Source organism: Paraburkholderia tropica (assembly GCF_914484835.1).
In the GTDB taxonomy this organism is placed as follows: Bacteria; Pseudomonadota; Gammaproteobacteria; order Burkholderiales; family Burkholderiaceae; genus Paraburkholderia; species Paraburkholderia tropica_A.
On sequence record NZ_CAJZAR010000062.1, the window covers coordinates 187,954 to 212,680 of the forward strand.

At 65.3% G+C, this 24,727-nt stretch carries 20 protein-coding genes and 1 riboswitch; of the genes, 14 read left to right on the forward strand and 6 right to left on the reverse strand.

Going from position 1 to position 24,727, the window contains the following annotated elements:
• Positions 1–31: 31 nt before the first annotated feature.
• Both LDO54_RS21880 and LDO54_RS21885 read right to left on the reverse strand, forming a co-directional pair.
• The gene (locus tag LDO54_RS21880) at positions 32–901 is read right to left on the reverse strand and encodes a crotonase/enoyl-CoA hydratase family protein (protein ID WP_224012751.1); all 870 of its coding nucleotides are present in this window, start codon (positions 899–901) and stop codon (positions 32–34) included.
• Positions 898–1,749 (reverse strand): crotonase/enoyl-CoA hydratase family protein, encoded by an 852-nt coding sequence (locus LDO54_RS21885; RefSeq protein ID WP_224012752.1) that lies wholly within the window; start codon positions 1,747–1,749, stop codon positions 898–900. Before LDO54_RS21885 ends, LDO54_RS21880 begins: the two co-directional genes overlap by 4 nt.
• A 426-nt stretch (positions 1,750–2,175) precedes the next feature.
• On the opposite strand from LDO54_RS21885, the gene LDO54_RS21890 reads away from it, so the two are divergent.
• The 5 genes from LDO54_RS21890 (at position 2,176) to LDO54_RS21910 (ending at position 7,668) form a co-directional block, all read left to right on the forward strand.
• Complete coding sequence (locus tag LDO54_RS21890) at positions 2,176–3,138, forward strand: cyclase family protein (RefSeq protein WP_224012753.1); 963 nt, start codon at positions 2,176–2,178, stop codon at positions 3,136–3,138.
• A 122-nt stretch (positions 3,139–3,260) separates the two neighbouring features.
• Positions 3,261–4,964 carry a class I adenylate-forming enzyme family protein gene (locus tag LDO54_RS21895; RefSeq protein ID WP_224012754.1) on the forward strand — a complete coding sequence of 568 codons (1,704 nt, stop codon included), beginning with the start codon at positions 3,261–3,263 and terminating at the stop codon, positions 4,962–4,964.
• Positions 4,965–5,106: 142 nt separating this feature from the next.
• The gene (locus tag LDO54_RS21900; protein WP_224012755.1) at positions 5,107–5,856 is read left to right on the forward strand and encodes an electron transfer flavoprotein subunit beta/FixA family protein; all 750 of its coding nucleotides are present in this window, start codon (positions 5,107–5,109) and stop codon (positions 5,854–5,856) included.
• A gap of 14 nt (positions 5,857–5,870) precedes the next feature.
• Positions 5,871–6,803 carry an electron transfer flavoprotein subunit alpha/FixB family protein gene (locus LDO54_RS21905; protein ID WP_224012756.1) on the forward strand — a complete coding sequence of 311 codons (933 nt, stop codon included), beginning with the start codon at positions 5,871–5,873 and terminating at the stop codon, positions 6,801–6,803.
• Positions 6,793–7,668 carry an HpcH/HpaI aldolase/citrate lyase family protein gene (locus tag LDO54_RS21910; RefSeq protein WP_224012757.1) on the forward strand — a complete coding sequence of 292 codons (876 nt, stop codon included), beginning with the start codon at positions 6,793–6,795 and terminating at the stop codon, positions 7,666–7,668. The genes LDO54_RS21905 and LDO54_RS21910 overlap by 11 nt, the downstream gene beginning before the upstream one ends.
• 269 nt (positions 7,669–7,937) lie before the next feature.
• On the opposite strand, the gene LDO54_RS21915 is transcribed toward LDO54_RS21910, so the two are convergent.
• Complete coding sequence (locus tag LDO54_RS21915) at positions 7,938–9,449, reverse strand: CoA-acylating methylmalonate-semialdehyde dehydrogenase (protein ID WP_224012758.1); 1,512 nt, start codon at positions 9,447–9,449, stop codon at positions 7,938–7,940.
• 197 nt (positions 9,450–9,646) lie between these two features.
• Between LDO54_RS21915 and LDO54_RS21920 the strand changes: the two genes are divergently transcribed.
• The 4 genes from LDO54_RS21920 (at position 9,647) to LDO54_RS21935 (ending at position 14,421) form a co-directional block, all read left to right on the forward strand.
• Positions 9,647–10,588 carry a LysR family transcriptional regulator gene (locus LDO54_RS21920; RefSeq protein WP_224012759.1) on the forward strand — a complete coding sequence of 314 codons (942 nt, stop codon included), beginning with the start codon at positions 9,647–9,649 and terminating at the stop codon, positions 10,586–10,588.
• Between the two features lie 93 nt (positions 10,589–10,681).
• Positions 10,682–10,888, forward strand: a riboswitch (cobalamin riboswitch).
• Between the two features lie 91 nt (positions 10,889–10,979).
• Positions 10,980–12,941, forward strand: coding sequence for a TonB-dependent receptor domain-containing protein (locus LDO54_RS21925; RefSeq protein WP_224012760.1), 1,962 nt, complete (start codon positions 10,980–10,982; stop codon positions 12,939–12,941).
• A 191-nt stretch (positions 12,942–13,132) separates the two neighbouring features.
• Positions 13,133–13,537, forward strand: coding sequence for a DUF4148 domain-containing protein (locus LDO54_RS21930; RefSeq protein ID WP_224012761.1), 405 nt, complete (start codon positions 13,133–13,135; stop codon positions 13,535–13,537).
• Positions 13,538–13,623: 86 nt separating this feature from the next.
• Positions 13,624–14,421: an alpha/beta fold hydrolase gene (locus LDO54_RS21935; RefSeq protein WP_224012762.1), complete on the forward strand. Its 798-nt coding sequence runs from the start codon at positions 13,624–13,626 to the stop codon at positions 14,419–14,421.
• A gap of 69 nt (positions 14,422–14,490) precedes the next feature.
• On the opposite strand, the gene LDO54_RS21940 is transcribed toward LDO54_RS21935, so the two are convergent.
• Both LDO54_RS21940 and LDO54_RS21945 read right to left on the reverse strand, forming a co-directional pair.
• Positions 14,491–15,210 (reverse strand): YceH family protein, encoded by a 720-nt coding sequence (locus tag LDO54_RS21940; protein WP_224012763.1) that lies wholly within the window; start codon positions 15,208–15,210, stop codon positions 14,491–14,493.
• 131 nt (positions 15,211–15,341) lie between these two features.
• Positions 15,342–16,394 (reverse strand): histone deacetylase family protein, encoded by a 1,053-nt coding sequence (locus LDO54_RS21945; protein ID WP_224012764.1) that lies wholly within the window; start codon positions 16,392–16,394, stop codon positions 15,342–15,344.
• A 271-nt stretch (positions 16,395–16,665) separates the two neighbouring features.
• On the opposite strand from LDO54_RS21945, the gene LDO54_RS21950 reads away from it, so the two are divergent.
• Together LDO54_RS21950 and LDO54_RS21955 are read left to right on the forward strand one after the other, a co-directional pair.
• Entirely contained in the window at positions 16,666–18,075 is a 1,410-nt protein-coding gene (locus LDO54_RS21950) for a purine-cytosine permease family protein (protein ID WP_224012765.1), read from the forward strand.
• Positions 18,076–18,123: 48 nt separating this feature from the next.
• Positions 18,124–19,536, forward strand: a complete 1,413-nt coding sequence (locus LDO54_RS21955) for an aspartate aminotransferase family protein (RefSeq protein WP_224012766.1) — start codon at positions 18,124–18,126, stop codon at positions 19,534–19,536.
• A gap of 54 nt (positions 19,537–19,590) precedes the next feature.
• On the opposite strand, the gene LDO54_RS21960 is transcribed toward LDO54_RS21955, so the two are convergent.
• On the reverse strand, positions 19,591–20,514 hold the full coding sequence (locus tag LDO54_RS21960; RefSeq protein WP_224012767.1) for a LysR family transcriptional regulator: 924 nt from the start codon (positions 20,512–20,514) through the stop codon (positions 19,591–19,593).
• 238 nt (positions 20,515–20,752) lie between these two features.
• Here LDO54_RS21960 and LDO54_RS21965 point away from each other — a divergent pair, with 238 nt between their 5' ends.
• From LDO54_RS21965 to LDO54_RS21975, 3 genes are read left to right on the forward strand one after another with little or no spacing between them, the layout of a single operon-like run.
• The gene (locus LDO54_RS21965; protein WP_224012768.1) at positions 20,753–21,424 is read left to right on the forward strand and encodes a DUF1028 domain-containing protein; all 672 of its coding nucleotides are present in this window, start codon (positions 20,753–20,755) and stop codon (positions 21,422–21,424) included.
• A gap of 48 nt (positions 21,425–21,472) precedes the next feature.
• Positions 21,473–22,987 carry an aldehyde dehydrogenase gene (locus LDO54_RS21970; protein WP_224012769.1) on the forward strand — a complete coding sequence of 505 codons (1,515 nt, stop codon included), beginning with the start codon at positions 21,473–21,475 and terminating at the stop codon, positions 22,985–22,987.
• A 17-nt stretch (positions 22,988–23,004) separates the two neighbouring features.
• Positions 23,005–24,654 (forward strand): GMC family oxidoreductase, encoded by a 1,650-nt coding sequence (locus LDO54_RS21975; protein ID WP_224012770.1) that lies wholly within the window; start codon positions 23,005–23,007, stop codon positions 24,652–24,654.
• The last annotated feature ends 73 nt before the right edge of the window (positions 24,655–24,727 follow it).

Below are 24,727 nucleotides of genomic sequence, written 5' to 3' on the forward strand. Positions count from 1 at the left end.
AGCGCGGCTGTGCACCAAGCGCGCGCGACGCTCAGATAAACGGCGGCTCGCTCTGCCAGTCGAAGAAGTCCGGCATGTCGGTGGAGACGCGATTGGGAAACGCAGCGGGGCGCTTTTCGAGGAACGCGCTCACGCCTTCGGCCGCATCCGCCGAGCGCCCGCGCGACTGAATCGCGCGGCTGTCGAGCCGATGCGCTTCCATCGGATGCTGCGCGCCCGCCATCCGCCAGATCATCTGCCGGGCGATGGCAGCGGAGACCGGCGCAACGTTGTCGGCGATTTCGCGTGCGAGCGCGTAGGCTGCGGGCAGCAAGTCGTCGGCGGCATGCACGGAACGCACGAGCCCGCGCTCCAGCGCTTCCTGCGCGCTGAACACGCGCCCCGTGAAGCACCATTCGAGCGCCGACGAGATCCCCACCACGCGCGACAGAAACCACGACGAAGCCGCTTCGGGCGTGATGCCGCGCCGCCCGAACACGAAGCCGAATTTCGCGTCGGCGGACGCGAGGCGGATATCCATCGGCAACTGCATGGTCACGCCGATGCCGACCGCCGCGCCGTTGATCGCGCCGATCACCGGCTTGAGGCTGCGGAAGATGCGCAGCGCGACGCGGCCGCCACCGTCGCGATGCACGGTGTCCACGCTCGTGCCGAGGCGCTTCGCATAGTCGAAGGTTTCGCCGCCCGACGAGAGGTCCGCGCCCGCGCAGAACGCGCGCCCCGAACCGGTGACGATCACGCAGCGCACCGCGTCGTCGGCGTCGGTGGCGTCGAAGGCGGCGATCAGTTCCTGCATCATCGTCGCCGTGAACGCGTTGAGCTTCTCGGGCCGATGCAGCGTGATGGTGGCGATGCCGTGCTCAACTTCGTAGCGCAGCGTTTCGAATTGCGGGGCGTTCATGACGGTTCTCCCACACGATGCTGCGTGGCCGCGGCGAAGCGCGGCGCGCGTTGTTCGACGTTCGCGAGCACGGCTTCGCGCTGATTCGCGCCGCCGATCAGCGCATCCTGCTCGACCGATTCGGCGATCAGCGTGGTGGCCGCGTCGCCGCGCGACGCGACGTGCAGCAGACGCTTCGCGGCGCGGATCGCATCGGGACTTCTCTGCGCGATTTCACGCGCCGTTTGCAGCGCAAGCGCGAGCGGATCGTCGGTTACGCGCGTGGCGAGGCCGATCTCGACCGCCTCCGGTCCCGCGACGATGCGCGCGGTGTAGATCAGTTCGCGCAGACGGTCGTCGCGCACGAGGTCGCGTGTGAGGACCATGCCGCCCATGTCGGGCACGAGGCCCCACTTCATCTCCATCACGGAGAGCCGCGCGTCGGGCGTCACGTAGCGCATGTCCGCGCCCAGCGCGAGTTGCAGGCCGCCGCCGAACGCCACGCCGTGCACCGCCGCGATCACCGGCACCGGCAGCTCGCGCCATAGCGTGCAGATGTACTGGAAGTCGTTGCTCAGGCCGCGCGTGCGCACGGCGATGGGCGTCGTGCGCGTGGTCTGCGCGAGCGCGGCCATGCTCTGCATGTCGAGGCCCGCGCAGAACGCCTTGCCGTTGCCCGAGAGCACGACGGCGCGCAGATCGGCTTCGTTCGCGAGCCGCTCGCCCGCCGCGATCAGCGCCGCGAACATGCCGGGGCTCAGCGCGTTCATCTTTTCCGCGCGATTGAGCCGCACGTCGGCGACGCCGTCGGCGATCGCGATCTGGACGAGGCCTTCGCCCTCGGCGCTCTCTTTGCTGCCTGGATTCATTGCCATTGCTCCTTGAGTGAATGTTCGCGCGTCACCACGTATCGACGAAACGCCGCTGAACGTGCGGGCGTGCGAATGCCGCGCGGGACGTTGCGCGCGCCCACTTTCGATGCAGATCGTCCAGATACTCGCGTTCGTTCATGGGAGGCCTCGCGGCACGCACCGACGTGCGCCGGTTCGCAATGCGCGTTGAATCGCGGCGTGGAGACAACGAATCCATGCATCGAGGATTCAGCGCGCCGCGTATGAGTGAGATGTCGCCGACCATCCATGATGTGCAGGAACGCGCTTTTCTGCGCCTGCTGTTTTTCCCGGTTGACTTTGCAGCACGGTCGTGCGATTTATTTCGGCACCCCGAACGCGAGCCGCGTTCGCGTCGTTCCATCTGCATCACCCATCAACGTGTGAGAAGAAAGGAGACAACGCATGGAGTCGAAGAACGTTCCCGAAGTGGCCGAGCTGCTGCAGGATTCGCCGAAGAATTGGGGCAAGTGGGGCAGCGACGACGAAGTGGGCTCGCTCAACTATCTGACGCAGGCCGAGGTGTTGCGCGGCGTGGCGTCGGTGCGATCGGGCAAGACCTTCACGCTGCAGATCCAGATGGGGCATCCGAAGGGCGATCCGGTCTGGCCGGGGCGTTCGCAGGCGCGCCGCATGAACGTGATGGACAAGGGCCATTACATGTGCGGGAAAGGCCCGCTGTTTCCGGGGCTCGCCGAATACGCCGACGACATGATGATCATGTATCTGCAAGGCTCGACGCAGTACGACGCGCTCGGGCACGTCTGGTACGACGATCAGCTCTGGAACGGCTACGACGCGAAGTCGACCATCGGCGGTCTGGAGAAGGCGAGCGTGCTGCCCATCGCCGAGCGCGGCGTGGTGGGGCGTGGCGTGCTGATCGACATGGCGCGCCATCGCGGCAAGGCCGTGCTCGATCCGGGCGAAACCTTCACGCACGAAGACCTGCTCGCGGCCGCGAAGGCGCAGGGCGTGCAGATCGAGAAGCGCGACATTCTCGTCGTGCGCACGGGCTGGATCGGCTCCTTCTACGAACGCGATCAGGCCGAGTTCTATCAGAACTTCGTCGAGCCGGGGCTCACGTATAGCCGCGAACTCGTCGAGTGGTTCCAGCGCATGGAGATTCCGAATCTCGTCACCGACACGATTGCAAACGAAGTGACCGTCGATCCGGTGTCGGGCGTGGCGCTGCCGCTGCATAACGCGCTGATGCGCAATCTGGGCGTGACGCTCACCGAGATCGCTCAGCTCGATCCGCTCGCCGCCGATTGCGCCGAGGACGGCCAGTGGAATTTCCTCTACACCGCCGCGCCGCTGAAAGTGGTGAACGGCAGCGGCGCGCCGGTGAATCCGGTGGTGGTGAAGTAGGCGTAGCATCGCCTGCATCGCGAACGCTGCTTCGTCCTTCGTCGATTCATTGAGAGCCGGTCCGCTCGCGCGGCGCAATCGCCGCGCGGCGGCCGCTTTTTGCTGGATGTGCTGGAGCGCCCATGACGCCCTATGAAAGCAAACCGTGGCTCGCGCATTATGCGGCGGGTCACACGGCCACCATCGACCAGCAATACGGCGATGCCTTGAGTCTCTTTCGCGCCGCCGTGGCGCGCGCGCCCGAGCGGCCCGCGCTGCTGTATTTCGACGGCGCGCTCACTTATGCCGAACTCGATGCGCAATCGGACGCGCTCGCCTGTGCGTGGCGCGAGCGCGGCATCGCGCGCGGCGAACGCGTGGCGATCTATCTGCAAAACGTGCCTGCATTCGTGATCGCGCTGGTGGCCGCGTGGAAGCTCGGTGCGATTGCAGTGCCCGTCAATCCGATGAATCGCGCGCGCGAATTGCGCGTGCTGCTCGCGGATTCGGGCGCGCGTCTGCTCGTCTGTCATGGCGTGCTGCACGATGAAGTGGTGCGTCCGCTATTGGCCGAGGAAGACGCGCGCGTGGCGCGCGGCGAAATCGAAGAGCGCGCACGCGTGAACCCACGCGTGATGACGACATCGGCGCTCGATTATCAGCAGCGCAACGACGAGCGTTTGTTTGCGGGCATGAGCCGCGCGCACGAAGCGCAAACGCGAGACGACGCCGAAGACCTCCGCACCGTGATCGAAGCGTATCGCGGACAAACACCGCCCGCGATCGAACTGCATAGCGACGACATCGCGATGCTCGTCTACACCTCGGGCACCACGGGCGTGCCGAAGGGCGCGATGAACACGCACGGCAACGTGGCCTTCAACGCGCAGGTGTATCGCGACTGGGTCGGCTTGCGCGAAGGCGCGCCGCTGCTCGGCGTGGCGCCACTCTTTCATATCACGGGCCTCGTCGGCCACGTGGGCGCGGCCTTCATCTGCGCGGCGCCGCTCGTGCTGGCGTTCCGCTTCGAGCCGGGTGTGATGCTCGACGCCATCGCCGAGCACAAGCCGGAATTCACCATCGGCGCGATCACGGTGTTTATCGCGCTGATGAATCATCCGCGTGCGACGCGCGAGCATTTCGCCTCGCTGCGCCGCATTTACTCGGGCGGCGCGCCGATTCCGCCGAGCGTGATTGAGGCGTTCCGCTCGCGCTTCGGCCACTACATCCACAACGGCTACGGTCTCACCGAAACGAATTCGCCCACGCACGTGGTGCCGGTCGGCAGCGAAGCGCCCGTCGATACCGCGTCGGGCACGCTGGCGATCGGCGTGCCCGCGTTCAACGTGGAGTCGTATATCGGCGACGACACGGGCCAGCCGCTTCCTGCGGGCGAAGTGGGCGAGATCATTTCGCGCGGGCCGATGATCGTGCCGGGCTACTGGAACAAGCCGCAGGAAAGCGCGAAGGCGATTGTCGACGGTTACTTCCGCACCGGCGACGTGGGCTTCATGGACGCGCAGGGCTGGTTCTATCTCGTCGACCGCAAGAAGGACATGATCAACGCGGGCGGCTACAAGGTCTGGCCGCGCGAGGTGGAGGACGTGCTGTACACACATCCGGCCGTGCGCGAGGCGGCCGTGGTGGGCGTGCCGGACAGTTATCGCGGCGAGACCGTGAAGGCCGTGGTGAGCCTCAAGCCCGGCGCGAGCGTCACGCCCGACGAACTCGCGGCGTACTGCAAGGAGCGGATGGCGGCGTATAAATACCCGCGCATCGTGACGATCATCGACGAGTTGCCGAAGACCGTGACGGGCAAGATTCTGCGTCGTGAATTGCGGGGTTGAAACCGGGTTGACGCCTTGCGTAGACCTCGCCAATAGGTCTGGGCTATGACCGGTAGAGTTAATCGATAGTGGCCGATTTCGCCGATCCCACGTGTAATGCGTCAATCGTGCAATTCGAATGATGCAACGGAGGAGATCGAAAGTGAAAATCGTGGTGCCGGTCAAACGCGTGGTCGATTACAACGTGAAGGTTCGTGTGAAGTCGGACGGCACGGGCGTGGATATCGCGAACGTGAAAATGTCGATGAATCCGTTCGATGAAATTGCGGTTGAGGAAGCGGTGCGCTTGAAGGAAGCGGGGATCGCGACGGAAGTGATCGCGGTTTCCGCTGGCGTTTCGCAGGCGCAGGAAACGCTGCGCACCGCGTTGGCGATTGGCGCGGATCGTGCCGTGCTGATCGAATCGAATGAGGATTTGCAGCCGCTGGCCGTGGCGAAATTGCTAAAAGCGCTCGTCGATAAAGAACAGCCTTCGCTGGTGATTCTCGGCAAGCAGGCCATCGACGACGATTCGAATCAGACCGGCCAGATGCTTGCGGCTTTGGCGGATCTGCCGCAAGCGACGTTCGCTTCGAAGATCACGATGGCGGATGGTAAAGCCACGGTCGCGCGTGAAGTCGATGGCGGCGCGGAAACTTTGTCGCTGACGTTGCCAGCAGTGGTCACCACCGATCTGCGTCTGAACGAGCCGCGCTACGTCACGCTGCCGAATATCATGAAGGCGAAGAAGAAGCCGCTCGAAACGATCACGCCCGCCGATCTCGGTGTCGATGTCGCTCCGCGTTTGAAAACGCTGAAGGTTTCGGAACCGCCCAAGCGCAGCGCAGGCGTGAAGGTGCCTGACGTGAAGACGCTGGTCGAGAAGCTGAAGACCGAAGCCAAGGTGCTGTGAGGAGCGAATCGAAAATGACGAATCTGGTAATTGCAGAACACGACAATCAGTCGATCAAATCCGCAACGCTGAATACGGTTGCAGCGGCGCAGAAAATTGGCGGCGATGTGCATGTGCTGATCGCGGGCCATAACGCGCAAGCGGCGGCGGATGCGGCGGCGAAAATCGTCGGCGTTGGCAAAGTCTTTCTCGCCGATGCGCCGCAACTCGAACAAGGTCTTGCGGAAAACATCGAAGCGACGGTTCTTTCCATCGCGAAGCAGTATTCGCATATTCTCGCGCCCGCTACGGCGAGCGGGAAAAACGTGACGCCGCGTATCGCCGCGAAACTCGACGTCGCGCAGATCAGCGATATCACCGCGGTCGAGAATGCCGATACATTCGAGCGTCCGATTTACGCCGGTAACGCAATCGCGACCGTGCAATCGCAAGACGCGATCAAGGTGATCACGGTTCGCACCACGGCATTCGATGCAGTCGCGGCGGAAGGCGGCAGCGCTTCAATCGAAAAAATCGAAGCAGCAGCCGACAACGGCAAAGCGCGATTCATCAATCGCGAAGTCACGAAACTCGACCGCCCCGAACTCACGAGCGCGAAGATCATCGTCTCGGGTGGTCGCGGTCTGGGCAGCGGCGAGAACTACACGAAGGTGCTCGAACCGCTCGCCGATAAACTCAACGCCGCGCTCGGCGCATCGCGCGCTGCCGTCGACGCAGGCTATGTGCCGAACGATTATCAGGTTGGACAAACCGGCAAGATCGTCGCGCCGCAGCTTTATGTGGCCGTTGGTATTTCCGGCGCGATTCAACATCTGGCAGGCATGAAAGACTCGAAGGTGATCGTCGCGATCAACAAGGACGAAGAAGCGCCGATCTTCACCGTCGCCGATTACGGTCTCGTCGGCGATCTGTTCACGGCTGTGCCGGAGCTTGCCGATGCACTTTGAGCCCAACACCGCGCCGCCCGTTCGCGACGACGCCGCCCGCGCCGCGTTCTCGCCGCAATCGTTCCTGTTCGTGCCGGGCAGCCGGCCGGAGCGTTTCGAGCGCGCGCTCGCGAGCGGCGCGGACGCCGTCATCATCGACCTCGAAGATGCGGTCGAGCCCGCCGCGAAGGACGCCGCGCGCGAGAACATCGCGAACTGGGTCTCGCGTCGGCATCCCGTGCTGGTGCGCATCAACGGCCGCGCCACGCCGTGGTTCGAAGCCGACGCGAAACTCGGCGCGCTCGACGGCGTCGCGGGCATCGTGCTGCCGAAGGCCGAACAGGCCGCCGACGTGAGCGCGGCCATCGCGCTCGCGCGCCGCCGCGTGCCGGTGTTTCCGCTGATCGAAAGTGCGCTCGGCATGTGGAACGCGATGGAGATCGCGCGCGCGCCGTTCGTGAAGCGCCTGATGTTCGGCACGCTCGATTTCATCGCCGAAATGGGCATGCCCGACGACGGCGAACCGCTCAATCACTATCGCTCGCAACTCGCGCTGATCTCGCGCGTCGCGGGTATCGAAGCGCCCGTCGACGGCGTGACGCCCGACATTCAGGATCTCGCGCGCATCGAGCGCGATGCGCTCAACGGCAAGCGGCTCGGTTTCGGCGCAAAGCTCTGCATCCATCCGAAGCAGATCGAGGCCGTGCATCGCTGCTATCGGCCGAGCGAAGCAGAACTCGCCTGGGCCGCACGCGTGGCGCAAGCCGCGCGCGAGGCCCAGGCGGGCGCGATTACCGTCGACGGCAAGATGGTCGATCGCCCCGTGATCCTGCGCGCGCAGCAATTGCTCGCGCTGGCCGCCGCCGTGGCGCAGAAGGGCGCGTGAAGCGGACGCGTGTGGCGTAGCGCGCTTAACCGGCCACGAGATTCGACGGGCGGCGACTCACCGGTGAGCGCCGCGTCATCCACGCGTTGTGGAATTGCCGCACGCGGCGCGGCGGCGAGCAGCGCTAAAGCCCAAAGCGCCCGAAAAGCCCGCCCCATGCGCGCAAAAAAACCGCGCCGCCGTCCGCAAGAAGCGGAACGGCGGCGCGGTTGGCTAATTGATTCGATATCCGAACGATATAAGGACGATATCGCTATCGAATCAATGCGTCACTTCGCGACCGGCATGGTGAACTCCGCACCCTTTTCGGTGCTTTCCGGCCAGCGCTGCATGATCGACTTCTGCTTCGTGTAGAAGCGCACGCCTTCCTCGCCATACGCGTGCATGTCGCCGAACAGGCTGCGCTTCCAGCCGCCGAAGCCGTGCCACGCCATCGGCACCGGAATCGGCACGTTGATGCCGACCATGCCCACTTCGATCTGGCGGCCGAACTCGCGGGCCACGTTGCCGTCACGCGTGAAGCAGGCCACGCCGTTGCCGAACTCGTGATCGTTGATCAGTTGCACCGCTTCCGAGAAGTCCTTCACGCGCACGCAGGCGAGCACCGGGCCGAAGATTTCTTCCTTGTAGATACGCATTTCGGGCGTGACGTCGTCGAACAGCGTGCCGCCCGTGAAGAAGCCGTCTTCGTGGCCCGGCACCTTGAGGCCGCGTCCGTCCACGACGAGCTTCGCGCCTTCTTCGATACCGGTGGCGATATAGCCTTCGATGCGCTCCAGCGCCTGCTTCGTGACGATCGGGCCCATCTCGGCGTCGGCTTCCATGCCGTTTTTCACCTTGAGCGTGCGCGCGCGCTCGGCCAGACGCGGCACGATCTTGTCGGCCACGTCGCCGACCAGCACCGCCACCGAGATCGCCATGCAGCGCTCGCCCGCCGAACCGTAGGCCGCGCCGATCAGCGCGTCGACGGCCTGGTCGAGATCGGCGTCGGGCATCACGACCATGTGATTCTTCGCGCCGCCGAGCGCCTGCACGCGCTTGCCGTGCTTTGCGCCCGTTTCGTAGATGTAGTTCGCGATCGGCGTGCTGCCGACGAAGCTCACGGCCTTCACGTCGCGATGCGCGATCAGCGCGTCGACCACGACCTTGTCGCCCTGCACGACGTTGAACACGCCGTCCGGCAGGCCCGCTTCGGTCAGCAGGCGCGCCATGAACAGCGCGGCCGACGGATCGCGCTCGCTCGGCTTGAGCACGAACGTGCAGCCCGCCGCGAGCGCGACCGGGAACATCCAGCACGGCACCATGCACGGGAAGTTGAACGGCGTGATGCCCGCGACCACGCCCAGCGGCTGGCGCACGGTCCAGTTGTCCATGCCCGTGGAGACCTGCTCGGTGTAGTCGCCCTTGAGCAGTTGCGGAATGCCGCAGGCGAATTCGATCACGTCGATGCCGCGCGCGACTTCGCCTTGCGCGTCGGCGAACACCTTGCCGTGCTCGGCCGTGATGATGGCGGCGAGTTCGTCCTTGTGGCGGTTCATCAGTTCGAGGAAGCGCAGCATGACGCGCGCGCGGCGGATCGGCGGCGTGTCGCGCCAGGCCGGGAACGCGGCTTTCGCGCTCGTGACGGCGGCGTCGACATCGGCGACTTCGCCCAGCACGAGACGGCGCGCGGCCGCACCCGTCGCCGGATTGAAGACGGGCTGCGTGCGGTCGCCCGCGCCGCGCTCGCGCTTGCCGCCAATGTAGTTGACTACGTCCGCGGAATCGGTGAAGGCCTGCATGTCATCTCCTCGCTATTGAGTGTCGGTTGAGCATCACTGTGACGGCCAGTGTACGGAGCCGCCCGGCGTCTGCAAAGACACGGCGGCTGAATTGATTGTTTTCCAGTGTGAACAATCGCCATGCGCAACGCTGAAAGATGCGCGGGCGCGGTGCTATCATCGGCGCATCGTTGAGTATTCGGGGCAGGAGTCTTTTCGTGGATACACAGAACGTCGAAGCACTCTGGACCCATTTGCACTGGCTGAACGTGCTGGCGGCGCAGGGCAGTTATACGGCGGCCGCCGCGCGCCTCGGCGTGAGCAAGGCCGCGATGAGCCAGCGCATCGCCGAACTCGAACGCGTGGCGGGCGTCGCGCTGGTGCAGCGCACCACGCGCAGCGTGCGCTTCACGGAGGCGGGATTGCGGCTGGTGGAGGACACGCGCGCGGAGTTCGAGCGCATCGCCACGAGTTTCGCGAGCGTGCGCGAAATGGCCGATATCGCGCGCGGCACGGTGCGCGTGACCGCGCCCGTGGCCTTCGCGCGGCAGCAGCTGGTGCCGCGCCTCGCGCAGTTCGCGCGCGCGAATCCCGAAGTGCGCGTGCAGCTTGAACTGTCCGACCGGCTCACGTCGATTGCGAGCGAAGGTTTCGATCTCGCGATCCGCCACAGCGCGCAGGTGCCGGAAACGCACGTGGCGTTCAAGCTCTGCGATACGCGCTCGGTGATCGTCGCCACGCGCGCCTATCTGAAGCTGCGCGGCACGCCGCAAACGCCCGCCGATCTCGCGCAGCACGATTGTCTCTACTATCCGCGCACGCTCGGGTCGGGCGCGTGGTCGTTCGAGAAAGCGGGACGGCGCGCCGAGCAGTCGCGCGTGAACGTGACCGTGAACGGGCCGGTGTCGGCCAATAACAGCGAGGCGCTGCGCGACGCCGCGCTCGAACATCTGGGCATCGCGCTGTTGCCCGATTTCAGCGCGCAGGCCGCGTTGCAGGCGGGCAAGCTCGTCGTGCTGCTGCCTGCGTGGCGGCCCGTGGGGGCGTTCGCGTCGCAGTTGCACGTGGTGCGGCCCTATGGCGCGCACGTGCCGCGCGCCGTGACCTTGTTCGCCGATTTCCTGCGTCAGACCTTCAAACAGGGTTTCCCGCTCGAATGAGCCGATGAATACGGGGATGAAAGCCGCGACGCGCATTTGACGTTTTTTCGCATCGCCCGGCACACCGGAGGTTGACGCGCCGAACGCGCCGCCTTTACGCTCGCGCGCTGATGGTTCCCGGCGACGGGATCAAAAGGGAACGCAGTAACGGCGCGCGAACGGCGCACGCCGGAAGTCTGCGGCTGTCCCCGCAACTGTGAGCGGCGAGTCCATGCCAGCGAAGGCCACTGGGAAACCGGGAAGGCCGGCATCGGGCGGCGACCCGCGAGCCAGGAGACCTGCCATCGACCGAGGTCCAAGCAGCCGCAAAGGGCGGGGTGTCCCGATGCGCGCGCGCCGCCCGCGCGGCCGCCCGTTGCAAGGACAGTTCGACCTCTGGATCTGTCTACTCATGAAGTATCGTCAATTCGTTCTCGCGACCGCCATGGCCGCCTGCGCCTGGCAGGGCGCTGTTGCGCAAACGTCCACGCAAAGCGCGGAACAAGGCGCTGAAGTCAGCGCTGAACCCGGCACCTCACCAACCCAGGCCGACGCAACGTTGCCGAACATTCTCGTCGTCGGCGACACGCAGCATCTGCCGCAATCGTTCGATCAGCGCTACGCCAGCACCCAGGTGCTCACGCGCACCGATCTCGACCGGCTCGACCCCATCGACCCGAGCATCACGCAGGCGCTCGCCACATTGCCCGGCGTGAGCGTGTCGCAGAGCGGCGGTCCCGGCGCGACCGCTTCGGTCAGCATTCGCGGCTCGGCGGCCAATCAGGTGGCCGTGTTCATCGACGGCATCCGCGTGGGGTCGGCGACCACGGGCACGGCCGCGTGGGCCGATCTGCCGACCTCGGCGTTCGACCGCGTGGAAGTGATTTCGGGCCCGGCTGCCGCCTCGTTTGGCGCGGATGCCGTGGGCGGCGTCGTGCAACTATTCACGCGCCACGCCTCGAATCAGCCGAACCAGACCACGGTGTCGTTCGGCGGCGGCTCGAACAAGACCTTCGACACGCAATTGCGCACCTCGGGCACCGTGCCGTCGAGCGGGCCGCTCGCGGCGCTCGGCGGGCTCACGTATTCGCTCGGCCTGCACGACTACAACACGGCGGGCATCGACGCGACCAAGCCGTGGGCCTACGGCCACGAGGACGGCCGCAATCCGTATCACGCGCAGGATCTGGACGCGCGCCTCGGCTATGCGCACGACAACTGGTCGATCTCGACCTTCGCGCTCTATCACCAGTCGGATCTCTCGTACGACAACGCGGGTTACGCCGATCGCCAGCGCGATCATCAGCTCACGACGGGCGTGGCGTTCCATCTCGACATCACGCCGACCACGCAGTTCGACCAGTCGTTCGGTTACGCGTATGACCGCCAGTTCATCTACGCGAACGATCCGGGCATTCCGACCGACGAGTTCGATTCGACGCGCCTGAGCAGCTCGACTTCGATCACGCATCAGGAAACCGGCCACACGCTGTTCGGGCAGGCGCTCTCGGGCGAGACCAAGCTCGCCTACGACTTCACGCGCGAGCAGGCGTATCTGCCCGTCGAAGTGCCAAGCGGGCTGCCTGCGCGCAACGACTCCGCCGTGTCGATGCATCAGTCGCTCATGCTCGGCGACTGGACGCTGTTCCTTGCGGGCCGCCACGAGGTCGTGCAAGGGCAGAGCGTGAACACGGGCAACGCGGCGCTCGCGTGGGCGATCACGCCGGTCTATACGGCGCGCGTTTCGTACGGCAACGCGTTCCGTCTGCCGACGTTCAACGACCTCTACTATCCGGGCTACGCGAATCCGAATCTGCAGCCCGAGCGCAGCGATACGGTCGAAGTCGCGCTCGACGCGACGACCTCGATCGGCACCTTCACGGCGGCGCTCTACGACACGCGCGTGCACGACCTCATCACTTACGATTCGCAGACTTTCCTGCCCGTGAACGTGGGCCGCGCGCATATTCAGGGCCTCGATCTCTCGTACAAGGGCACGCTCGGGGCGAACACGCCGGTCAGTCTCGCGGTGGGCATCCTCAATCCGCAGGACGTGAGCGATCAGACTTGGCTGAACCGGCGCCCGCGTCAGACCGTGAACCTGAGCATCGATCACACGTGGGACGAGTTTCATCTGCACGCGCTGAGCACGGGCGTTTCGCTGCTCTACGGTGGCTCGACCTTCGACGATCAGTTCAACACCACGTATCTGCCGTCGTACACCACGGTGAATCTGCGCGCCTCGTACAAGGTGAACGCGCATCTCGCGATCTCGGCCACGCTCTCGAACCTGTTCAATCGCGACTATTCGACCGCTTACGGCTACAACTCGCTGGGCCGCACGGCCTTCGGCAAGATCACGTACACGTTCTGAAACGTCTCGCGGCGGCGCGCGGTTTTGTACCGCAATGTATCTGCGCCGCCGCGGGAAAAACTCGCTTGCAATAAAGGGGGACGACGGAAACAAGCCAGATACGTCCAGCGGTTCAAATATCTCCAACGCAAGGTTGAACACAGACAACAGTGCGCCGACCGACTCACTCACTCATCGACTGGAGATTGATCATGAACCTCGTTCGTACCCTCGTTGCTGCCGCCGTCGTTGCCGTTCCCGCGCTCTCGTTCGCCGCCCAGCCGGCCCAGCAAGGCCTCACCCGCGCCCAGGTGCGCGCGGAACTGGTCCAGCTTCAGCAAGCCGGCTATCGCCAGTCGAGCGACAACAACCAGTATCCGGTTCACCTTCAGGCGGCGCTGGCGCGCATCGCCGCGAGCCAGGACGTTGCCTCGGCCAACGCGCCGACGCATGAAGCCAATGCCAACGCCAACGCCGTGCAGACCTCGTTCGGCGGCGTGACGAGCGGCAGCTCGGCCTCGGGCTCGCGCGTCAAGGCCGCGCACGCCACGCTGCACGACTTCTCGGGCGCGCAAGCCGATCAGGTCGGCCTCGAACCGATCTACGCCCACTCGTAATGCCCACGCCGCCGCGAGGCGCGCTGCGTTCGCGCGCGCCTCCGGCCTCCTTCTTTTCTTCCACACTCATTCCACGGAGTTCGACGATGCTTCGTCTCCTTCGCAATTCCCTCGCGTTCGCTGGCCTGTTGGGCGGACTCTTTGCGCTGCCCGCCGCGCACGCGGCTCAGCCCGCGCAGCCCGCGATCTCGCCCGATCTGCAAGGCAAGAACGTCGTGCTCGTGCACGGCGCGTTCGCCGACGGCTCAAGCTGGGACAAGGTGATTCCGCTGCTCGAAGCGCGCGGTTTGCATGTGGTGGCGGTGCAGAATCCGCTGAGTTCGCTCGCCGACGACGCCGCCGCGACGAAGCGCGTGATCGAGCAGCAGAAGGGCCCGGTCGTGCTGGTCGGCCATTCGTGGGCGGGCATGGTGATCAGCGAAGCGGGCAACGACGACAAGGTGAAGGCGCTCGTCTACGTGGCGGCATTCGCGCCCGACGAAGGCCAGTCGATCAGCGACATCACGAAGGGGCTGCCGCCGCCCGTGTGGGCCAACGCGCTGCGCAAGGATTCGGCGGGTTATCTGACGCTCTCGACCGAGGCCGTGCTCGACGACTTCGCGCAGGATCTGCCGGTCGCCCAGCGCCGCCTGATCGCGGCCACACAGGCGCCGTGGTTCTCGGGCTGTATCGACCAGAAGGTGGATCAGGCCGCGTGGCGCGACCGTCCGTCGTACTTTGTGATTCCGTCGCACGACCGCATGATCGATCCGCAATTGCAGGCGAAGATGGCCGAGCATATCGGCGCGAAGGTCACGCACGTGAACGCGAGCCACGTGGCGATGGTGGGCCAGCCGCAGCAGGTGGCCGACGTGATTATCGAAGCGGCGCGCAAGGCGCAGTAAGCGCCGCTTCTTCAAGCGCGCACGATTGGTTCGGATGTCGAATCAATCGTGCGTGCTTTGGTTGATGCCTTATTCCGACGGCTCCAGCTTGTCGATCGCGATGCCGAGTTCACCGGCCATGCGTTCGACGAGCTGCTGCAGGCGCGCGACTTCATCGGCGAGACGCTGATGATCGGCGCGCAAATCCTCGAAATCCTCCGACGAAACGCTGCCATCCGGCACGCTTTCGCGCTCGCCCGCATAGGCGGCGGGCGCGCTCAGGCTGACTTCGCCGCAGAGCAGATGCATCCAGCGGCTCTCGCGTTCGCCCGGCGCGCGCGGCAGCTTGACGACGAGCGGCGGCTCGCGTTCGGCGAGTTCGCTGAGAAACGCTTCCACCGATGACACATCGGCGAAACCATGCAGACGCGCCGAATTCAGGCGCAGTTCGGCGGCCGTCTGCGCGCCGCGCAGCAGCAGCACCGTGAGCAGCGCGACGGCCTGCGTGGGCACGCCGAGCACGCGGTTCAGGTTGTGCTCGAAGCGCGGCACGCGGCTGCTGCTGCCTTCGAACACGAGGCTCAGATGCTTGAGATCTTCGATGGCGCTGAGCACTTCGGCTTCGCTGACGTTCATCACGGGCGCGCGCGCGGTCTTCTGGTTGCAGCCCGAGGTGAGCGAGTTCAGCGAGAGCGGATAGGTGTCGGGCACCGTATGCTGCTTCTCGATCAGCACGCCGACGATGCGCGCTTCGAGCGGCGTGAGCGCGCGCAGCGCGCGCGGCGAGGAACCTTCGGCGGGAGAATTCATAAGCGGATCAGGCAAGAGTTTTGCACGGGATTCGATCATACCCGCCCTGGGCCGCTTGCCGGAACCCTGCCGATGCTTCGCGTGGCCGCTGCGCCCGCTGGCCGCCCGCTAGCCATCCGCCGGCCGCCCGCTCAGCGCTCCGTGCGCGCCACCGCGTGCTCCTCGAATCCGGCCAGCACGTTGACCACGTTCACGCCGATTTCCTCGACCGCATAGCCGCCTTCCATCACAAATAGCGTCGGCAGGCCGAGCGCCGCGATGCGCGCGCCGATACGCGAAAAGTCTGCCGATTGGAGCTTGAAGCGCGAGATCGGATCGCCTTCGAAGGTATCGACGCCCAGCGAGACCACGAGCGCGTCGGGGCCGAAGCCCGCGATGCGCGCCCCCGCGTGGTCGAGCGCCTGCGCGTAGACGGCCCAGTCCGTCCCCCACGGCAGCGGATAGTTCAGATTGAAGCCTTCGCCCGCGCCGCGCCCGGTTTCGTCCGCGTGACCGAGCAGATAGGGATAGTCGAGCAGCGGATCGGCGTGCAGCGAGGCGAACAGCACGTCGTCGCGGTCGTAGAAGATCGACTGCGTGCCGTTGCCGTGGTGATAGTCGATGTCGAGAATCGCCACGCGCCGCGCGCCCTGCGCGAGCCAATGCGCGGCGGCGAGCGCCGCGTTGTTGAGGTAGCAGTAGCCGCCCATCACGTCGCGGCCCGCGTGGTGGCCGGGTGGGCGGCACAGCGCGAACGCGGCGTGCGCGCCGTCGTGCACGCGCTGCGCACCCGTGAGCGCGAGATTGGCCGACTCCTCGACCGCGTCCCACGTGCCCGCCGTGATCGGCGCGCCCGCATCCATCGCGTAGAAACCGAGCTTGCCGTCGATGGTGTGCGGCGCGCGATCGCGGCGCAGACCGCGCGCGGGCCAGATGGTCGGCAGCGCGTCGTGCGTGCGGCCGAGCGCGGTCCACTCCGTCCACGCGCCATGCAGGAAGTCGAGATACGCATCGCTGTGCACGCGGCGCAGCGCGTCCACGCCGAACGCCTCGGGCGCGATGGTCTCGTCGAAACCGGCTTCGGCCAGACGCGCGCGCACGATATCGACGCGCCGGGGCATTTCGAAACACGGCTTGAGTTCGCCGTCGATCAGTTCGCTACGGCCGTGATGCAGGCGATGGCGCTCGCCGAGGATGGTCAGCATGCAGGTCTCCATTCGTGAATTTGAAACGCACGCGTTCGGTGCATTCGGTGCATGCAGCGACTATGGCCGCATGCCGATTTTCTTTCCAAGAAGAAATATCCAATTCACAAGCAAGCCAGCGGCTATGCACGCGCCCGAACTGCATAAGAAAAAACTATTCACTAGCAAAGAATTTCGTTCTTTTCTGCGCAATATTGGCGGTCAAAAGTGCGTCAATGCCACGCACTTCCGTGCGTCACCGTTACGCATCTTTCCTACGCAGGAGCCGCCGATGAGCCAATCCGATACCGTTGCCCGCCTCGAGCAGAGCACGATCCAGCCAATACCCGACGCCGAGCGCCACGGCCGCGCGAGCGACCTGTTCACGATCTGGTTCGGGTCGAACATCATGTTGCTGACCATCGTCACGGGCGCGCTGGCCGTGACCGTGTTCAAGCAGCCGTTCTGGTGGGGCGTGCTCGGCATCGTGATCGGCACGCTCGTGGGCGCCGTGTTCATGGCGCTGCATTCGGCGCAAGGCCCGCAGCTCGGCGTGCCGCAGATGGTGCAGACGCGCGGTCAGTTCGGCTCGCTCGGCTCGCTGCTGGTGGTCGGCCTCGTCGTGGTGATGTATCTGGGCTTCTTCGCCTCGAATCTCGTGCTGGGCGGCCAGGCGCTGCATAGCCTCACGACGCACGTCAGCGTGAACGACGGCGTGCTCGTGGTGGGCGCGCTGAGTCTCGTCGCGACCATCTTCGGCTACAACCTGATTCACGCCTACACGCGGGTGATGACGTGGTGCTCGGGCGCGGTGCTGCTGCTCGCGTTCATCTGGATCGTGGGCGTGCACGGCCTGCCCGCCGACTTCTTCGCGCGCAACACGGCGAACGCCACGGGCTTCCTCGGCACGATCTCGATCGCCGCGCTCTGGCAGATCGCCTACGCGCCGTATGTGTCCGACTACTCGCGCTACATGCCGCGCGCAACCGGTGCACGCGTGGCGTTCTGGTCGAGCTACTGGGGCTGCTCGCTGGGCTCGATCTTCCCGATGGTGCTGGGCGCGATGGTCGGCCTGATGGTCGCTGACGGCGACGTGGTCAACGGCCTCACCACGCTCACGCACGGCATCAGCGGTCTGGTGGTGATCGTGCTCTCGGTGGGCATCGCCGCCACCAACGCGATGAACCTCTATTGCGGCGCGCTCTCGTCGATGACGATCGTGCAGACGCTGTTTCCCTCGTGGTCGGGCCAGGCGCGCGCACGCGCCGTGACGGCGGTGATCCTGTTCGCGATCTCGCTCGCCATCGCGCTGTTCGGCCAGAGCAACTTCCTCGCCGAATATACGAACTTCATTCTGCTGCTGCTCTACGTGCTGGTGCCGTGGACGGCGGTGAACCTGATCGATTACTACCTCGTCTGCCACGGCGACTATCACATCGACTCGTTCTTCCGCCAGGACGGCGGCATCTACGGACGCTTCAACGGCGTGGCGATCTTCGCCTACCTGTTCGGCATCGCCGTGCAACTGCCCTTCGTGGCGACCGATCTTTACACCGGGCCGATGGCGAAACGCCTGGGCGGCGCCGACATTTCGTGGGTCGTCGGGCTGATTCTCACCTCGGTCGTGTATTACGTGGGCTGCAAGCGTTTCTCGCGCGCCGGTTCGGCGCAGAACCCGAACGATATCGCCGTGGGCATCTGAATCTCACGCATCGAAGAAAACGCATTCCGTACAGAGGAGACACCGCGCATGAACGCACCTGAATTCGCAGTCGGTACTACGCCCGGCACCCAGGCACGCAGTACGGCAGACTGGCAGCGCAGCGACGCCGCCCATCACCTTCACGCCTTCGTCGATCAGAAGGCACTGAACGCCGAAGGCCCGCGCGTGATGGTGCGCGGCGAGGGCGTGTATCTGTGGGACAACGACGGCAAGCGCTATATCGACGGCATGTCGGGGCTCTGGTGCACCAACGTGGGCTATGGCCGCGCCGAACTCGTCGATGCCGCCGCGCGCCAGATGAGCACGCTGTCCTACTACAACATGTTCTTTCACACCACGCATCCGGCGGTGATCGAATTGTCGGAGCGGCTGTTCGCGCTGCTCGGCGATCGTTTCAGTCACGTGGTGTATACCAATTCGGGCTCCGAATCGAATGAAGTGCTGATCCGCACGGTGCGCCGCTTCTGGGACGTGATGGGCCAGCCGCAAAAGAAGATCATGATCGGCCGCGTGAACGGCTATCACGGTTCGACCGTCGGCAGCGCATCGCTTGGCGGCATGGCGTTCATGCACGAAATGGGCGACCTGCCGATTCCGAATATCACGCACGTCGACGAGCCGTACTGGTACGCGAATGGCGGCGACCTCACGCCCGAGGCCTTCGGCTTGCAGGCCGCGCAATCGCTCGAACGCAAGATTCTCGAACTCGGCGCGGAGAACGTGGCCGCGTTCGTGGCCGAACCGTTCCAGGGCGCGGGCGGCATGATCTTTCCGCCTGAAGGCTACTGGCCGGAGATCGAACGCATCTGCCGGAAATACGACGTGCTGCTGTGCGCCGACGAAGTGATCGGCGGCTTCGGCCGCACGGGCGAATGGTTCGCGCATCGGCATTTCGGCTTCGAACCGGATCTCGTTTCGATCGCCAAGGGGCTCACATCCGGTTATGTGCCGATGGGCGGTCTCGTCATGAGCCGGCGCATCGGCGAGGCGCTGGTGGAGCGCGGCGGCGTGTATGCGCACGGGCTCACGTATTCGGGCCATCCGGTGGCGGCGGCCGTCGCGCTCGCGAATCTCGACGTGCTCGAACGCGAGCAACTGGTCGCGCGCACGAAGGAAGACACGGGGCCGTATTTGCAGCGCGCATTGCGCGACGCGTTCGCCGATCATCCGTTGATCGGCGAGATTCAGGGCGTGGGTGCCGTGGGCGCGATTCAGTTCGCGAAAGACAAAACCACGCGCGAGCGCTACGCCAACGAAGCCGATCTCACGTGGCACAGCCGTACCGAAGGTTTCGAGCGCGGCGCGATCGTGCGCTCGACCAATGGCCGTTTGATCGTTGCGCCGCCGCTTGTGATCGACTCGGCGCAGATCGATGAATTGATCGGCACGATGCGCGATGCCGTCGATGCCACGTGGCGGCATATTCAGGCGAGCCAATAAAACGAGGCACTAGACGCTGCACGCTTTCTAAAGGCGCGCAGCGTTTTTATTCATTTATTTGGTCCACGCGCGCGAGACTTCGTCGTAGCAAAACGCAGTGAAATCGCGAATCAACTGACGCGGATGCGAGCGCGTCGAACGCGCGACGCCCAGCACGGTCGGCTTCACTTTCTCCTTGATGGGCCGTGAAACGAAGCGGCCGCCGTCCACCGTCTGCGCGTTGCGTAGCGGGAAATTGTGAATGCTGTAGCCGAGTCCGTTCGCGACCATGCCGCGCACGACTTCAGGCTGCGAAGAACTGAACGCGGCCACCGGCCGATTGCCGTAGCGATCGAACAGCGAAGCGAAATACTCCTTGCTGTGCGCGAGATCGAGCATCACGTAAGGCTCGTCGAGCAGATCCTTGAGACTCACCTGCTCGCTGGCGGCAAGGCGATGCTTCGCGGGCAGCAGCACGTAAGGCGGAAATTCGACGATGGGCGTGAAGTCGATCGTGTCGTCGATATCGATGTCGTAGGTGAGCGCCACATCGAGCGTGCCGTCGCGCAGACCCACGAACAGCGTTTCCTGATCGCCTTCGCGCGTCTGGAATTCCACACCCGTGCGCGAATTCAGAAAGCGGCTCATGAGCCAGGGCATCAGCGGCGGCGCGACCGAAGTCAGGCAGCCGAGCGAGATTGTGCCCGCGATGCCGGTATCGGAATGGCGCGCGGCGATCTGCAATTCTTCCGCGCTTTTCAGCAGGTCGCGCGCGCGGCCGAGCAGATCGCGGCCCGCCTGGGTCAGCGAGAGTCCGTGCGCGTGATGGCGGATGAACAGTTGCAGCCCGAAGGCGTTTTCGAGTTCCGATAACGCCGATGAAATCGACGGCTGCGAGACGTGCAGCCGCTTGGCCGCCGCCGTGAACGACAGCGCTTCCGCCGTGGCGACGAAGTATCTCAACTGGCGCAGCGAATAGTGAAGGGGCGTGTTTTCCATGGGCCAATCGAAGGGTCGGAAGCGAGAGCCGGATGTCGCGAGGCGGGAGCGAAGGCGCAAGCGCCAGCCGTGGCGACGCGCATCGCTTGCATAGTCTAAGCCTTTTCAAGACATAGACAAACAATGTTTTTCGAATGAATTTTGGCTCGATAGATTCTAGGCTCGACGCGCTGGCGGCCCATATTCGGCGCGCGGCGCGAGCATCAAAACAAGCATTGAATCTACCTGGAGTCCGTTCATGACCTTTTCGATTGCAGGCCGTTGCGCGCGTACCGGTGCCGTGGGCGGCATCGTGACGAGTTCGAGCATCGCCGTGCCGAGCCGCTGCCTCTGGGCGAGCCGCGACGGCGTGGTGCTGAGCCAGAACGTCACCGATCCGCGCCTCGGGCAGATCGGTCTGGGCGAACTCGCGCAAGGCTATGGCGCGCACGCGGTGCTCGAACGCATCGCGGGCGCGCGCCCGTATGCGGAGTGGCGTCAGCTCGCGGTGCTCGACGCGGCGGGCTTTTCCGCCTGGCGCACGGGCGAGCGCGGGCTCGGCCTGCATGCGGGCGCGAGCGGCGCGGACTGCGTGGCGGTCGGCAATCTGCTGGCGAACGACAGCGTGCCCGCCGCGATGATCGAAGCCTTCGCGGAGCACGCCTCGCGCGCGCTGCCGGACCGCTTGCTGCGCGCGCTCGAAGCGGGCCTCGCGGCGGGCGGCGAAGCGGGACCGGTGCATTCGGCGGGCCTGTGCGTGTTCGACGGCGCGAGCTGGCCGGTGGCCGAGCTGCGCGTGGACTGGAGCGATCAGCCGATCGCCGATCTGCGCGCGCTGTGGGACCGCTACGCGCCGCAAATGAACGACTACGTGCTGCGCGCGACCGATCCCACGCGCGCGCCGTCGTATGGCGTGCCCGGCGACGAGTAACGCGCGCGCCTTCATCGACACCGATCCCATCGAATCCAGGAGTCCACCTTGAGCGCCACCGACGCTACCCCCGCGCAGCAACCCGACTACTCGCAATGGCGCGATCTGGCCGCGCGCGTGACGCCGCGTGCACAGGCATTTATCGACGGCCGTTTCGTGCCCGCGCGCAGCGGCAAGACCTTCACGGCGATCAATCCCGCGACGGAAGCCACGATTGCCGAAGTCGCGGCCTGCGATGCCGAAGACGTGGACCTCGCCGTGCGCGCCGCGCGCGCGGCGTTCGAAGCGGGGACGTGGTCGCGCTGCGCGCCCGCTGAACGCAAGAAAGTGCTGCGACGTCTCGGCGCGCTGATCGCCGCGCATCGCGAGGAGTTCGCGCTGCTCGATTCGCTGAACATGGGCAAGCGCGTGGCCGACGCGTGGCAGTTCGACGTGCCGGCATCGGCGGAACTGTTCGCGTGGTACGGCGAGGCCATCGACAAGCTCTATGGCGAAGTCGCGCCCACGGGACCGGGCAACCTCTCGTTCGTGACGCGCGAGGCGCTGGGCGTGGTGGGCGCGGTCGTGCCGTGGAATTTCCCGCTCGACATGGTCGCGTGGAAAGTGGCGCCCGCGCTCGCGGCGGGCAATAGCGTCGTGCTCAAACCCGCCGAGCAATCGCCGCTTTCGGCGCTGCGCCTCGCCGAACTCGCGCGCGAAGCGGGCGTGCCCGATGGCGTGTTCAACGTGGTGCCGGGCTACGGCGAAACGGCGGGCGCGGCGCTCGGTTTGCATGGCGACGTGGACGTGCTCGCCTTCACCGGCTCGACGGCGATCGGCAAGCGCTTCATGGAATACGCGGCGCGCTCGAACATGAAGCAGGTGTGGCTCGAATGCGGCGGCAAAAGCCCGAACCTCGTCTTCGACGACGCCGACGATCTCGATCTGGCCGCGCAAAAAGCCTGCTTCGGCATCTTCTTCAACCAGGGCGAAGTGTGCTCGGCGAATTCGCGCCTGCTCGTGCAGCGCTCGATTTACGACACCTTCGTCGCCAAGCTCGCGGAACAGGCGCGCGCCTGGTATCCCGGCGATCCGCTCGATCCCGCGAGCGGCATGGGCGCGATGGTCGATGGCGCGCAGCACGAGCGCGTGATGGCCTTCATCGAGCGCAGCCGCCGCAGTGCGTCGCTCGTCAGCGGCGGCAACGCGGCGCGCGTGAACGGCAAAGGCTGGTTCATCGAGCCGACGATCTTCGCGGGCGTGCGTCCCGATGCGGAACTGGCGCGCGACGAAGTGTTCGGCCCGGTGCTGGCGGTGATGCCGTTCGATAGTGAAGACGAAGCCGTTCGGATTGCCAACGATTCGATTTACGGTCTCGCGGCCTCGGTGTGGAGCGGCAGCCTCAAGCGCGCGCATCGCGTGGCGGCGAATCTGCGCGCGGGCACGGTCTCGGTGAATACGGTGGACGCGCTGAGCATGCAGACGCCGTTCGGCGGCTTCCGTCAATCGGGCTTTGGCCGCGATCTGTCGCTGCACGCGCTCGACAAATTCACGGGCCTGAAAACCACCTGGATTCAATACTAAGGCGCGGGGATACGAATATGCCGACTGCAACACAGGTGCTGGATTTCGATTATGTGATTGTCGGGGCGGGCTCGGCGGGCTGTGTGATGGCGAATCGCCTGAGCGCGGACCCGGCCGTGCGCGTCTGCCTCGTCGAAGGCGGCGGCGACGACCGCTCGGCGCGCATTCAGGTGCCCGCCGGTACGATCACGCTCTATAAGAGCCCTAAATACAGCTATAACTTCGAGTCGGCGCCGCAAAAGCGCCTGAACGGACGCCGCCTGCATTGTCCGCGCGGCAAGATGCTCGGCGGTTCCAGTTCGATGAACAGCATGATCTATATTCGCGGCATGCCCGCGGATTACGACCGCTGGGCCGAACTGGGCTGCGAAGGCTGGTCGTATGCCGACGTGCTGCCGTTCTTCCGACGCTCCGAACGCAATCTGCTCGGCCACGACGCGCGCGTGCATGGCGACTCGGGCGAGTTGTGCGTGGATCAGCCGCGCGATCCGAATCCGCTTTCGCATCGTTTCATCGACGCGGCGAAGCGCATCGGCTTGCCGCACAACACCGACTTCAATAGCGGCGATGCCTTCGGCGCGGGCATTTACGATGTCACGCAGAAAGACGCGCATCGCCTGTCGAGTTATCGCGCGTTCGTGCATCCGGTGCTGTCGCGGCCGAATCTCACGCTGCTGACCGGCACGCGCGCGCTGTCGCTCGATATCGCCGATCAAACGGCGCGCGGCGTATTCGTCGAGCGCGATGGCGAAGTCGTGCTGCTGCGCGCGCATCGCGAAGTGGTGCTGAGTGCGGGCGCGATCGGCTCGCCGCATCTGCTGATGGTCTCCGGTATCGGCGACGAAGCGCAGTTGCGCGCGGCGGGCATCGCGTTGCGTCATCACTTGCCGGGCGTCGGACGCAATTTGCAGGACCATCTCGACGGACTCGTGACGGTGCGTTCGCCGAGCCCGCAAACATTGGGTTTTTCGCTGGGCTCGCTGCCCAGCGTGCTCGGCGCGCCTGGCGCGTACTGGCTGAGAAAGAAGGGCTGGCTCACGACGAATTACGTGGAAGCGGGCGGCTTCGCGCGCACGCGTTACGCGGGCGACGGCGACCCCGACGTGCAGTTCCATTTCGTGCCCGGTTATCGCAGCCATCGCGGCCGCCTGTTCGAATTCGGCCATGGTTATGCGATTCACACCTGCGTGCTGCGGCCCAAAAGCATCGGCCGCATTCTGCTGACCGACGACGGCCAGCGCGCGCCGCTCATCGACTACAACTTCCTCGAACGCGAAGAAGACGCGCACGTGCTGATCGAAGGCATCAAACTCGCGCGCGCGATTCTCGCGGGACCGGAATTCGCGCCGATTCGCGGCAAGGAAATGCTGCCGGGCGCGAGCGTGCAATCGGACGAGGCGCTGCTCGATTACGTGCGCGACTACGCGGCGACGGTGTTCCATCCGTCCGGCACCTGCAAGATGGGCGTGGACGAGGCGAGCGTGGTGGACCCGCGTTTGCGCGTGCGCGGCGTGCGCGGATTGCGCGTGGCCGACGCCTCGATCATGCCGCTGCTCGTGAGCGGCAACACCAACGCGCCCTCGATCATGATCGGCGAAAAAGCGGCGCAGATGATGCTCGAAGACGCCGCGAATCTTCATTCGAATCGCGAAACGATGGCCGCCTGAAAGCACATCGAAGGCCGTGCGTTCGTGCCGCCCAGCGCATAAGAAAAAGCTATGCAATGAATATGAAAACGAT

What these genes read in the sequence shown, in the direction of transcription:
- LDO54_RS21880 (WP_224012751.1), bottom strand. Translation starts at nt 901, where the DNA reads ATGAACGCCCCGCAATTCGAAACGCTGCGCTACGAAGTTGAGCACGGC.
- LDO54_RS21885 (WP_224012752.1), bottom strand. Translation starts at nt 1,749, where the DNA reads ATGAATCCAGGCAGCAAAGAGAGCGCCGAGGGCGAAGGCCTCGTCCAG.
- LDO54_RS21890 (WP_224012753.1), top strand. Translation starts at nt 2,176, where the DNA reads ATGGAGTCGAAGAACGTTCCCGAAGTGGCCGAGCTGCTGCAGGATTCG.
- LDO54_RS21895 (WP_224012754.1), top strand. Translation starts at nt 3,261, where the DNA reads ATGACGCCCTATGAAAGCAAACCGTGGCTCGCGCATTATGCGGCGGGT.
- LDO54_RS21905 (WP_224012756.1), top strand. Translation starts at nt 5,871, where the DNA reads ATGACGAATCTGGTAATTGCAGAACACGACAATCAGTCGATCAAATCC.
- LDO54_RS21910 (WP_224012757.1), top strand. Translation starts at nt 6,793, where the DNA reads ATGCACTTTGAGCCCAACACCGCGCCGCCCGTTCGCGACGACGCCGCC.
- LDO54_RS21915 (WP_224012758.1), bottom strand. Translation starts at nt 9,449, where the DNA reads ATGCAGGCCTTCACCGATTCCGCGGACGTAGTCAACTACATTGGCGGC.
- LDO54_RS21925 (WP_224012760.1), top strand. Translation starts at nt 10,980, where the DNA reads ATGAAGTATCGTCAATTCGTTCTCGCGACCGCCATGGCCGCCTGCGCC.
- LDO54_RS21930 (WP_224012761.1), top strand. Translation starts at nt 13,133, where the DNA reads ATGAACCTCGTTCGTACCCTCGTTGCTGCCGCCGTCGTTGCCGTTCCC.
- LDO54_RS21935 (WP_224012762.1), top strand. Translation starts at nt 13,624, where the DNA reads ATGCTTCGTCTCCTTCGCAATTCCCTCGCGTTCGCTGGCCTGTTGGGC.
- LDO54_RS21940 (WP_224012763.1), bottom strand. Translation starts at nt 15,210, where the DNA reads ATGAATTCTCCCGCCGAAGGTTCCTCGCCGCGCGCGCTGCGCGCGCTC.
- LDO54_RS21945 (WP_224012764.1), bottom strand. Translation starts at nt 16,394, where the DNA reads ATGCTGACCATCCTCGGCGAGCGCCATCGCCTGCATCACGGCCGTAGC.
- LDO54_RS21950 (WP_224012765.1), top strand. Translation starts at nt 16,666, where the DNA reads ATGAGCCAATCCGATACCGTTGCCCGCCTCGAGCAGAGCACGATCCAG.
- LDO54_RS21955 (WP_224012766.1), top strand. Translation starts at nt 18,124, where the DNA reads ATGAACGCACCTGAATTCGCAGTCGGTACTACGCCCGGCACCCAGGCA.
- LDO54_RS21960 (WP_224012767.1), bottom strand. Translation starts at nt 20,514, where the DNA reads ATGGAAAACACGCCCCTTCACTATTCGCTGCGCCAGTTGAGATACTTC.
- LDO54_RS21965 (WP_224012768.1), top strand. Translation starts at nt 20,753, where the DNA reads ATGACCTTTTCGATTGCAGGCCGTTGCGCGCGTACCGGTGCCGTGGGC.
- LDO54_RS21975 (WP_224012770.1), top strand. Translation starts at nt 23,005, where the DNA reads ATGCCGACTGCAACACAGGTGCTGGATTTCGATTATGTGATTGTCGGG.